Genomic DNA, 10,880 nt, shown 5'->3' on the forward strand with positions numbered 1-10,880 from the left:
GGACGGGGGTGTGGGCGCCGCCCCGCCCCGGGGAGCCGCCGCCAGGCCGCCCCCGGCACGGGCCCGGCGTTCGGCCCGGCGCAGCGGGACGGCCGCGCAGTACCCGTCGGGGTCGTTGGCCAGCGCCAGTCCGGCCAGCCCGAACAGGATCACCGGCAGGTGCGCCGACTCCGTCACCCAGTCCGACAGCAGCCGCGGGGCCACCGCGTACACCAGCCCCGCCACCACCGCGTACGGCGGCCTCCGCACGCCCGCCGCGACCACCACCGCCAGCCACACCAGCCCCGTCATCGCGGTGAAGTCCGTGGCCGTGATCCGGGTGTTGTACGAGGCGTACATCACGCCCCCGAAGCCCGCCAGCCCCGCCGACAGGGTGAACATCAGCAGCTTGGTGCGCAGCACGGACACCCCCGAGGCCATCGCCGCCGCCGGCGCCGACCGCACGGCCAGCATCGCGCGCCCCGACGGCGAGTTCCGCAGCGCGCCGAGCCCGGCCGCCACCAGCGCGATCAGCACCACCAGAGCCACCCCCAGCGCCCGGTCGTCGGAGAGGTCCACCGGCCCGACCACGGGCCTCGGCACCGCCCACCCGGCGTCCCCGCCCCGCAGCCACCGCATCTGGAACAGCACCTGGTCGGCCAGGAACGCCAGCGCCAGGGTGGCCAACGCCAGCGACCGTCCGCCGAGGCGCAGCGCCGGCAGCGCGACCAGCGCCCCCAGCACGGCGGCCACGCAGGTGCCGACCGCCAGCGCCGCCACGAAAGGCCAGCCCCGGCTCATCAGCAGCCCCGCCACGAGTGCCGAGGCGGTGACGAAGGTGGCCTGCGCCAGGGAGACCATCGCGCCGAGTCCGGTCACCACCGTGAAGGACAGGAACACCAGGCCGACGGCCAGTCCCTGCGCGAGCAACCCGCTCCAGAACGGGGTGGTGACGGTGTAGAGGGCCACGCACAGCAGCCCGGCGCCGGCCGTCCACGCCCCCCACCGCCGCCCCCACGGGGCCCCGGCCAGATGGTCCGGCGACGGCGCGTCGGCCGGGACGACCCCGGCGGTCCGCGCCCGCCGGGTCAGCACCAGCAGCCCGCCGAACAGGATCAGGAAGGGCACCGCCGTCCTGAACCCGGTGACGGACTCGGCGAAGGACGCGTACCCGGCGACGAGGTTCTGCAGCACCCCCAGCCCCAGCCCGCCCGCGAACGCCAGCGGCACGGACGCGAACCGCCCGATCACCGCCGCCGTCGCGGACACGAAGAGGAACAGGGTGAAGTCGTGCGCGGACAGCCCCAGCAGCGGGGTCGCCAGCACCCCGGCGAGCCCCGCCAGCCCGGACGCGATCATCCACGCGACCGACGACAGCCGGTCGGCGCTGATCCCGCGCAGCTCGGTCAGGGACCGGTCGTCCACGGCGGCCCGCAGCCGCAGCCCCAGCCGGGTGTGCCGCAGCAGCACCCACAGGGCCGCCGCCACCACCGCCGTGACCACCCAGGTGATCAGCTGGTCGGAGTCGACGCCGACGCCGTCCGCGAGCCGCCACGACCTCGCCGGGCTCGGCCCGACCCCCGGCAGCCCGAACTGGTTCTCCGCCGGCCTGACCGGCGCGCCCGCGTCGGCGAGCAGCTCCACCGCCCACAGTCCGGCGGCGGGCAGCGCCACCAGCAGGCCGATGGTCGCCACGATCTGCGCGCTCTCCCCGACCCGCGCGAGCCGCCGGAACATCAGCCGGTCCAGCCCCCACCCGAGTCCGGGCGCCAGTACGCAGACCACCAGCAGGGCCGCCGGTACCGTGGGCCAGCCGAGCCCGGAGTGCAGTTCGTAGAAGACCAGGGCACTCAGGTAGGCGGTGGCCCCGTGGGCGAAGTTGAACAGCCCGGACGCCGAGTACGACAGCACCAGCCCGGTGGCCAGCAGCGCGTACAGGGCCCCGGAGACCAGGCCGCTCAGCACGAAGACGAGCAGATCCCCCATGGCGGGCCCCTACTTGAAGGGGATGGGTTCGTGGCAGGCGAACGGCACGGCCACCTCGTACGCCCCGTCCTTCAGCCGCACCAGCGCGCCGCAGCCGAAGCTGTCCTTCTGGCCCTTGGGCTCCGACCGGTCGCCGACCAGGGTCCCCGTGTCGGAGAAGCCCCGGGCGGCGGCCTGGAAGGACTCCACGGTGAGGTCGCGGCCCGCCTTCGCCGCGATGGACAGGAACAGGTCGGCCGACATGTAGCCGGTCAGCATGTGCATGTTCAGCGGTACGTCCTGTCCGTTCGCCGCCGCCTTGATGTCGGCCTTGAACCGTTCCATCTTCGGGTCCGCGGACTCGAAGGGCTGGAACTGGAGCAGCACGTACACCCCGTCGAGGGCCTGCCTGGTGGCGTCCTTGGCGAGCAGCCCCGGGTCGTAGTCCGTGGGATCGGTGAGCACCCCCCGGTAGCCGGCCCGCTTGAGCGCGGTGAACAACCCGATGTTGTTGGGGGTCTGCATGACGGAGACCACGGCGTCCGGGGCCTTGCCGTCGGCGCCGGCCAGGAGCTCCTTGACGTAGGCGGACCAGTCGCTGGGCACGGCCGTGGCGGGTACGGAGGCCTTGGCGTAGGACACCGTGAACCCGGCGGCGGCGAAGCCCTGCCGGAAGGTGCGGATACCGAACTTCCCGGCGTCGCTGTCGTTGGCGATGATCGCGACCGACTTGCCCCGGGCCCCGCCGAGCACCTGGCCGATGCCCTCGGGCCAGGTCTGGTTGAGGGTGCCGCCGGGGGAGGGGACCAGGCAGCCGTTGAACCCGTAGACGTACTGCGGCCCGCAGAAGGACGGCAGGGTGCCCCAGCCGAAGGTGGGGACCTTCTCCTGTTCGAGGAAGTCGGCGCCGGAGAAGGTCACCGAGCTCATGGGGGAGACGGCGAAGACCTTGTCCTGCTGGACCAGCTTGCGGGCGGCGGCCAGGTTCTTGCCCGGATCCTGGCCGTCGTCCTCCGCGCCGATGTAGTCGATCCTGCGCCCGGCGACGCCGCCCTCGGCGTTGGCCCTCAGGAACCGGGCCCTGGCCCCGAGGTCGGTGTCCTTCTTGCTGTATCCGCTCGCGCTGGTCATCGAGACGATGCCGCCCACCTTGACGGAGTCCGCGCTCACGCCGCGGGTGTTCCCGGCCGCGCTCCCCGGGCCGTCGGGGGCGGGGCCGTGGGAGGTGGAGGCGGAGTTGCAGGCGGAGACGAGCGCGAGGGCGGCCGCTGCGGCGGCCAGGGCGCGGACGGTTCGCGACATGGTGAGGATCCCCTCCGGTAGGAATCCCCGCATTCTGTGCGCGACCTGACGGACCGTCAATATCGGTGACGCAATGAAGTGATGGGTCGTCAGATCGGTGGGGGAGGTTCTCCGCGCGGCGCTCCCGGGGTCCGGTTCAGGACGGGTAGAGCTCCGCGACCTCCCGCGCGTACGCCTTCTCGATCGCCCGCCGCTTCAGCTTCAGCGACGGCGTCAGCAGCCCGCGCTCCTCGGTGAACTGCCCCGGCAGCACCCGGAAGGCCCGGATCCCCTCGGCCTGCGAGACCAGCGTGTTGGCGGCCACCACCGCCCGCCGCACCTCCGCCGCCAGCTCCGGGTCGCCCACCAGCTGCTCCGCGGGCCGCTGCGGCAGCCCGCGCATCGACAGCCAGTGCGCCATCCCCTCCACGTCCAGTGTCACCAGCGCGGCGATGAACGGCCGGTCGTTGCCCACCAGTACGCACTGCGACACCAGCGGATGCGACCGCACCCTTTCCTCCAGGGCGGCCGGCGCCACGCTCTTTCCGTTGGAGGTCACCAGGATCTCCTTCTTGCGCCCGGTGATCGTCAGGTACCCGTCCCGGTCCAGGCGCCCCAGGTCCCCGGTCGCCAGCCAGCCGTCGCGCAACACCTCCTCCGTGGCCCGGGGGTCGTTCAGGTATCCCGAGAAGACGTGCGCGCCGTGCAGCCACACCTCCCCGTCGTCGGCGATGTGCACGGTGCTGCCGGGGATCGGCCGCCCCACCGTCCCGTACTTCGTCGCCCCCGGCGGATTCGCCGTGGCGGCGGCGCAGGACTCCGTCAGCCCGTACCCCTCGAACACCGTGATCCCGGCGCCGTCGAAGAACAGCCCCAGCCGGCGTGACATCGCCGACCCGCCCGACATCGCGTGCCGGACCCGGCCGCCCAGTGCCTCGCGCACCTTCCCGTACACCAGCCTCTCGAAGAGCTGGTGCTCCATCCGAAGCCCCGCCGACGGCCCCGGCCCGGTACCGAACGCCTTCTGCTCGCGCGCCTCCGCGTACCGCACCGCCGTCTCCACCGCCCGGTCGAAGGGACCCCGACGCCCCTCCGCCTCCGCCTTGCGCCGGGCCGCCGCGAACACCTTCTCGAAGACGTACGGGACCCCCAGCACGAAGGTCGGCCGGAAGGCCGCGAGGTCCGGCAGCAGTTCGGCGGCGGCGAGCACCGGCTGGTGCCCCAGCTTCACCCGGGCCCGTACGGCGGCCACCTCCACCATCCGCCCGAAGACGTGGGCCAGCGGCAGGAAGAGCAGCGTCGACGGCTGCTCGTCCGGTCCGGCCCGGAACACCGACTCCCAGCGGTCCACCAGGGTGTCCGCCTCGAACATGAAGTTCGCGTGGGTGAGCACGCAGCCCTTGGGCCGGCCCGTGGTTCCCGAGGTGTAGATGACGGTGGCGACCGCGTCCGGGGTCACGGCCCGGCGGTGACGGTGCACCACGTCCCCGTCCACCGACCGGCCCGCCTCCACCAGCTCCCCGACCGCCCCCGCGTCGAGCTGCCACAGCAGGCGCAGCCCCGGCAGCCGCTCGATCACCGAGCCGACCGTCATGGCCTGGTCCTCGTCCTCCACGACGCAGCCGGCGCAGCCGGAGTCGTAGAGGATCCAGTGCACCTGGTCCGCCGAGGACGTCGGGTAGACGGGGACGGGCTGGGCGCCGATCGCCCACAGGGCGAAGTCGAACAGGGTCCACTCGTAGCGGGTGCGGGACATCACGGCGACCCGGTCCCCGAAACGGATCCCCTGCGCCAGCAGCCCCTTGGCGAGCGCCAGCACCTCGGCGGCCAGCTCCCCGGAGGTCACGTCCCGCCAGATGCCGTCCACCTTGCGCCCGAGCACCACCCGTTCGGGTTCCTCCCCGGCGTACTGGAAGACGCAGTCGGCCAGTCCGCCGACCGCAGGGCCCGTGACCACGGGTGGAACGCCGAACTCGCGCAACATTCCGCTCCTCTCCTGCCGAGCGCCGCGACGCTACCCCACCGGCCCCGCCCCCCGGCACCCCCGCGGAAACCTCCACAAGATCCCCCCGGGCCCGCGTGCCCCGCCGGCCGTTGAACCGTCCCCGGCTCCTCGCCACGGCCGGGATCGCCTCACCGCCCTTCAAGGCGCTCACCGTCGGTGCGCACACCTCGACCGTGTTCGTCACCCTCAGGGCCGAGCACTGCGACGGCCTCGGAACGGTCCGTGAGGACAACTGCCTGCCGGCGGGCACCACCCCGTACACCTGGGACACCCCCTTCGAGGTCCAGCCCCGCCCCCGTGACCTCCAGGCCCGCGAGGGGCTGTCCGGATAGCCCCCGGGACGTCCGCGGGAGGCCCCGGGAAGGCCCGCGGACGTCTCCCGGAAGTCCGCGAAGCCCGCGGACGGCCCCCGGAAGCCCGCGAAGCCCCGGAAGCCCGCCCCCGCCGCGGAACTACGCCGGCCGGCTGAGGCGGTCGCCGCCCGCCAGGACCGCGGCCGCCAGCGCCTCCGCCGCCGGGGTCGGGCGCCGCCCCTGGAGCAGGGCGAACTCCACCGGCCCCAGCTCCGGCAGCCCGCCCACCCGTACCAGCCCCGGCGGGATCAGCCCCCGGGTGTGCGCCATCACCCCGAGCCCGGCACGGGCCGCCGCGATCAGACCGCTCAGGCTCCCGCTCGTACATGCGATCCGCCACGCCCGCCCGTCCCGCTCCAGCACCTCCAGGGCCCGCGCCCGGGTGATGCCCGGCGGCGGGAACACGATCAGCGGCACCGGACGCTCCGGGTCCACGCGCACCCCCTCCGCCCCGATCCACACCATCCGGTCCCGCCACACCAGCCGCCCCCGCTCGTCCTGCGGCCCGCGCCGCTTGGCCAGGACCAGGTCGAGGCGCCCCGCGTCCAGCCGTTCGTGCAGGATCCCCGAGAGCTCGACCGACAGCTCCAGGTCCACCTCCGGATGCTCGTGGCGAAACCCCTCCAGGATCTCCGGGAGCCGGGTCAGCACGAAGTCCTCCGAGGCCCCGAACCGCAGCCGCCCCCGCAGCCGCGTCCCGGTGAAGAAGGCCGCCGCCCGCTCGTGCGCCTCCAGGATGGTCCGCGCGAAACCCAGCAGCGCCTCGCCGTCCTCCGTGAGCCCGACGCTGTGCGTGTCCCGGACGAACAGCGTCCGCCCCGTCGCCCCCTCCAGCCGCCGCACGTGCTGGCTGACCGTGGACTGCCGTACGCCGAGCCGGGCGGCGGCCTGCGTGAAGCTGAGCGTCTGGGCCACCGTGAGGAAGGTCCGCAGCTGAACGGGGTCGTACATGGATCCAGCCTATTGCGCTTCGTGATGGCAGTCAGTGCGGTGTGCGTGTTTCCCGATGACCGCGCACCCGCGAACATGAACGGAGGACCCCCTCCGCTTCCAGCTCCCCTGCGGCCCCCCGCCCCGACCCACAGCGAGTGAACACCGCCCATGCGACGCCGCCCCCGCCTCCCCGCCCGGCTCCCCCTGGACCCGTACGTCCTGGCGCTCCTCGCCACCGTGGGCCTCGCCGCGCTGCTCCCGGCCCGGGGCCCGGCCGCCACCGTCGCCGACGGCGCCTCCACCGGCGCGGTCGCCCTGCTCTTCTTCCTCTACGGAGCCCGGCTCTCCACCCGCGAGGCCCTCGACGGGCTGCGCCACTGGCGCCTCCACGTCACCGTGCTGGCCTGCACCTTCGTCCTCTTCCCGCTCCTCGGCCTGGCCGCCCGCGCTCTCGTCCCCACCCTGCTGACCGAGCCCCTGTACAGCGGCCTGCTCTTCCTCTGCCTGGTCCCCTCGACCGTCCAGTCCTCCATCGCCTTCACCTCCATCGCCCGGGGCAACGTCCCCGCCGCGATCTGCGCCGGCTCCTTCTCCAGCCTCGCCGGCATCGTCCTCACCCCCCTCCTCGCCGCCGGCCTGCTGGGCGCCGACGCGGGAGGCTTCTCCCCGGACTCCCTCCTCAAGATCGTCGTCCAGCTGCTGCTGCCCTTCCTCCTCGGCCAGGCCCTGCGCCGCTGGGTCGGCGGCTTCCTGGTCCGCCACAAGAAGGTGCTCGGCTACGTCGACCGGGGCTCGATCCTGCTCGTCGTCTACGCCGCCTTCAGCGCGGGCACGGCCGCCGGGGTCTGGCACCGGGTCAGCCTCCCGCACCTCGGCGCGCTGCTGGCGGTGGAGGCCGTACTCCTCGCCGTGATGCTCCTCGTCACCTGGTACGGGGCCGGACGCCTCGGATTCGGCCGCGAGGACCGGATCGCGATCCAGTTCGCCGGGTCGAAGAAGAGCCTCGCCGCCGGACTCCCCATGGCCAGCGTCCTGTTCGGCGCCCAGGCCGGACTCGCGGTGCTGCCGCTGATGCTCTTCCACCAGATGCAGCTGATGGTCTGCGCGGTCCTGGCCCGCCGCCGCGCCCAGGACCCCGAGGCCCTCGGGAGCGAACTCCCCGCAGGGCGTGTGGCGGAGGTCTCGCCACCGGCCCAACACCCGGCCCCGCAGGGCCGGTAACGTGCGGCGGTGACCTGGATACGCCCGCTCGCCGCCCACGCCCCGCGCCCCTGCACCCTGGTGGTCTGCCGCGGCTGCTGCTGCGGGGACCCCCGCAAGAACCCCGGCTCCGACCACGCCGGCCAGCTCGCCCGGCTGCGGGAGGCCGCCGACGCGTCCGGGGGCCGACTGGCGGTCCGTACCAGCGACTGCCTCGGACCGTGCGCGCAGGCCAACGTGATCGTGGTCCAGCCCACCAGCGAGGCCCGGAGCCGGGGCGCCCGGGCCGTCTGGTTCGGCTGGGCCCTCGACGACACCGCGACGGACGAGATCATCGACTGGGCCCGGTCCGGCGGCCCCGGCAGCACCCCGCTCCCCGCCACCCTGGACCTGCACCGCATCGACCCCCCGGCCCCGAAGGAACCCACCACCCCGCGCCGGGGCCGCCGCCGCTAGGAGGCCGGCGCGCCTACTGCGGCCCGGCGGGCAGGACGATGCGGTGCTCGCCCGCGTAGATGTTCATGTTCTGGCCCCGCAAGAAGCCCACCAGGGTCAGCCCGGATTCCAGGGCGAGGTCCACCGCCAGCGAGGACGGCGCCGAAACCGCCGCCAGGACCGGGATCCCGGCCATGACGGCCTTCTGCGCGAGCTCGAAGGAGGCCCGGCCCGACACCAGCAGCACCGCACCGGCCAGCGGCAGGCGCCCCGCCTGCAGGGCCCGCCCGACGATCTTGTCCACGGCGTTGTGCCGACCCACGTCCTCCCGTACGTCGAGCAGCTCCCCCTCCGCCGAGAACAGCCCGGCCGCGTGCAGCCCGCCCGTGCGGTCGAAGACCTTCTGCGCCGCACGCAGCCGGTCCGGCAGCTCGCCGAGGAGGCCGGCCGTCACCCGTACCGGGTCGGCGGCGAGACCCGGGAAACGGGTCGCCGTACGGACCGCGTCCAGGCTGGCCTTGCCGCACAGACCGCAGGAGGAGGTGGTGTAGACGTTCCGCTCCAGTGTGATGTCCGGCACCGGCACTCCGCGCGCCAGCTGCACGTTGACCACGTTGTAGGTGTTGGAACCGTCCTCGGTCGCGCCCTCGCAGTAGGTGACGGCCTGGACGTCCGAGGCGTGCGCGACCACGCCCTCACTGGCGAGGAAGCCCACCGCCAGTGCGAAGTCGTCACCCGGGGTGCGCATCGTGATGGCCAGCGGCTTGCCGTTGAGCCGGATCTCCAGCGGCTCCTCCGCGACCAGCGTGTCGGGGCGCGCCCCGACCGCCCCGCCCCGGATCCTTACGACCCGGCGCCGCTCGGTGACCCGTCCCATGGCGATCAGCCACCCGTTCCGTGCTCGTCGTGCTCTTGACGAGGACATTCTCGCGGATTCGTGGCCCACGGGGCTCCCGGCAGGAAGTTGCTCGGAATTCTCCAAATTCCGGTGCAGGAATCCTGTCGGGTCACGCGCACCCGTACCCACCGGTAGCAGGAGAAGCTGGGTAATTCCTGACCGCCGTACAGAGGGAGATTCCGCCCATGACCGGTTCACGCGTGGTGGCGCTAGGGCACTACCAGCCCGCGAAAGTGCTCACCAACGAGGACCTCGCGGCCATGGTCGACACCAACGACGAGTGGATCCGGTCGCGTGTCGGCATCCGGACCCGGCACGTCGCGGGCCCCGAAGAGCCCGTGGACGAGCTGGCCTACCAGGCCGCCGGCAAGGCCCTCGCGAATGCCGGTCTGATCCCGGACGACGTCGACCTCGTACTGGTGGCCACCTCCACCGCCATCGACCGTTCCCCCAACATGGCCGCGCGGGTCGCCGCGAAGCTGGGCATGGGCGGAGCGCCCGCGGTGATGGACATCAACGTCGTCTGCTCGGGCTTCACCCACGCCCTGGCCACCGCCGATCACGCGATCCGGGCCGGCGCCGCGACCCGCGCCCTGGTCATCGGCGCCGACAAGATGACCGAGATCACCGACTACGCCGACCGCACCACCTGCGTGCTGACCGGCGACGGCGCGGGCGCGGCCGTCGTCGAGGCGAGCCCGGAGCCGGGCATCGGCCCCGTCCTGTGGGGCTCGGTGCCGGAGATGGGCCACGCCGTACGCATCGAGGGCTCCCCGCCGGTCTTCGCGCAGGAGGGCCAGTCCGTCTACCGCTGGACCACCAGCCAGCTCCCGCCGCTCGCCCGCAAGGTCTGCGAGAAGGCCGGGATCACCCCCGAGGACCTGGCGGGGGTCGTCCTGCACCAGGCGAACCTGCGGATCATCGAGCCGCTCGCGGCCAGGATCGGCGCCGTGAACGCCGTCGTCGCCCGCGATGTCGTCGACTCCGGCAACACCTCGGCGGCCAGCATCCCGATGGCCCTCTCGAAGCTGGTCCAGCGGGGCGAGATCCCCTCCGGCGCCCCGGTCCTGCTCTTCGGCTTCGGCGGCAACCTCTCCTACGCCGGCCAGGTCATCCACTGCCCCTGACCGCGGCGCACCCGTACGCACGAGCAAGGCCCGCCCCGCCCGGGGCGGGCCTCGCTCGTTCCCGCCCCGTACCGCGACGGCTCCGGGCAGGCCGCACCCGCAACTTTCCGAGACGCCTCGTCTCGCCATCGCCGGCCGTCGCCGCCCGCGCATGCCCGCAGGTCAGCGCGGCGCGTCGGACCGGTGGCCGCCCGGATAAGTGGTCGGAACCCCGCAGATCCTTTGCTATTGTTGTCCATGTCGCCGCGGGAAACCGGGGCCGATCACCTGGTCCGGGTGGCGGAATGGCAGACGCGCTAGCTTGAGGTGCTAGTGCCCTTTATCGGGCGTGGGGGTTCAAGTCCCCCCTCGGACACCAGCAGGAACCCCACTCCGGTGGGGTTCTTTTGCGTTTCCGGGCGATGGTGCGACCGGCCGCGTACCCGAAGAAGAGACCCCCGCCGGCGGGAGGACGCTCGATCCAGGGTGGAAAGCCCTGGTCAACAGTGCTCTCAGCCCTTGATAAGGTTGTCCGTGTCGCTGCGGGGATCACCCTGCGGAGGCATCACCCGGTCCGGGTGGCGGAATGGCAGACGCGCTAGCTTGAGGTGCTAGTGCCCTTTATCGGGCGTGGGGGTTCAAGTCCCCCCTCGGACACCATGGTCAAACGACCTGGCAGAGCCGGTCGGGGGGGGGGGCCCGCGCGCGGGGGCGGGGCGGGGGGG

The 10,880-nt window shown here is 73.4% G+C and carries 9 protein-coding genes and 2 tRNA genes; 6 read left to right on the plus strand and 5 right to left on the minus strand.

The features are described from left to right. The 3 genes from ACEPPI_RS37715 to ACEPPI_RS37725 form a co-directional block, all read right to left on the minus strand. Positions 1-1,965 (minus strand): ABC transporter permease (locus tag ACEPPI_RS37715; protein ID WP_373919776.1); only part of this gene is annotated, 1,965 nt, incomplete at its 3' end. A gap of 9 nt (positions 1,966-1,974) precedes the next feature. After that, positions 1,975-3,246 carry an ABC transporter substrate-binding protein gene (locus ACEPPI_RS37720; protein ID WP_373919777.1) on the minus strand — a complete coding sequence of 424 codons (1,272 nt, stop codon included), beginning with the start codon at positions 3,244-3,246 and terminating at the stop codon, positions 1,975-1,977. Positions 3,247-3,382: 136 nt separating this feature from the next. Further along, entirely contained in the window at positions 3,383-5,206 is a 1,824-nt protein-coding gene (locus tag ACEPPI_RS37725; RefSeq protein WP_373919785.1) for a long-chain fatty acid--CoA ligase, read from the minus strand. A gap of 113 nt (positions 5,207-5,319) precedes the next feature. On the opposite strand from ACEPPI_RS37725, the gene ACEPPI_RS37730 reads away from it, so the two are divergent. Continuing rightward, positions 5,320-5,562 (plus strand): hypothetical protein, encoded by a 243-nt coding sequence (locus tag ACEPPI_RS37730; RefSeq protein ID WP_373919778.1) that lies wholly within the window; start codon positions 5,320-5,322, stop codon positions 5,560-5,562. A gap of 120 nt (positions 5,563-5,682) precedes the next feature. On the opposite strand, the gene ACEPPI_RS37735 is transcribed toward ACEPPI_RS37730, so the two are convergent. After that, on the minus strand, positions 5,683-6,534 hold the full coding sequence (locus ACEPPI_RS37735; RefSeq protein ID WP_373919779.1) for a LysR substrate-binding domain-containing protein: 852 nt from the start codon (positions 6,532-6,534) through the stop codon (positions 5,683-5,685). 150 nt (positions 6,535-6,684) lie between these two features. Between ACEPPI_RS37735 and ACEPPI_RS37740 the strand changes: the two genes are divergently transcribed. After that, a complete protein-coding gene (locus tag ACEPPI_RS37740) occupies positions 6,685-7,737 on the plus strand; it encodes a bile acid:sodium symporter family protein (RefSeq protein ID WP_373919780.1) in 1,053 nt (350 codons plus the stop codon). Between the two features lie 9 nt (positions 7,738-7,746). Continuing rightward, a complete protein-coding gene (locus tag ACEPPI_RS37745; RefSeq protein ID WP_373919782.1) occupies positions 7,747-8,172 on the plus strand; it encodes a (2Fe-2S) ferredoxin domain-containing protein in 426 nt (141 codons plus the stop codon). Between the two features lie 13 nt (positions 8,173-8,185). On the opposite strand, the gene fdhD is transcribed toward ACEPPI_RS37745, so the two are convergent. Further along, a complete protein-coding gene (gene fdhD, locus ACEPPI_RS37750; RefSeq protein WP_373919783.1) occupies positions 8,186-9,028 on the minus strand; it encodes a formate dehydrogenase accessory sulfurtransferase FdhD in 843 nt (280 codons plus the stop codon). A gap of 206 nt (positions 9,029-9,234) precedes the next feature. Between fdhD and ACEPPI_RS37755 the strand changes: the two genes are divergently transcribed. The 3 genes from ACEPPI_RS37755 (at position 9,235) to ACEPPI_RS37765 (ending at position 10,815) form a co-directional block, all read left to right on the plus strand. Then, a complete protein-coding gene (locus ACEPPI_RS37755; RefSeq protein WP_373919784.1) occupies positions 9,235-10,176 on the plus strand; it encodes a beta-ketoacyl-ACP synthase III in 942 nt (313 codons plus the stop codon). Positions 10,177-10,446: 270 nt separating this feature from the next. Further along, a tRNA-Leu gene (locus tag ACEPPI_RS37760) sits at positions 10,447-10,534 on the plus strand. Positions 10,535-10,727: 193 nt separating this feature from the next. Next, positions 10,728-10,815, plus strand: a tRNA-Leu gene (locus tag ACEPPI_RS37765). Positions 10,816-10,880 lie beyond the last annotated feature (65 nt).

It is taken from the genome of Streptomyces sp. AB3(2024), from assembly GCF_041862025.1.
GTDB lineage: Bacteria > Actinomycetota > Actinomycetes > Streptomycetales > Streptomycetaceae > Streptomyces.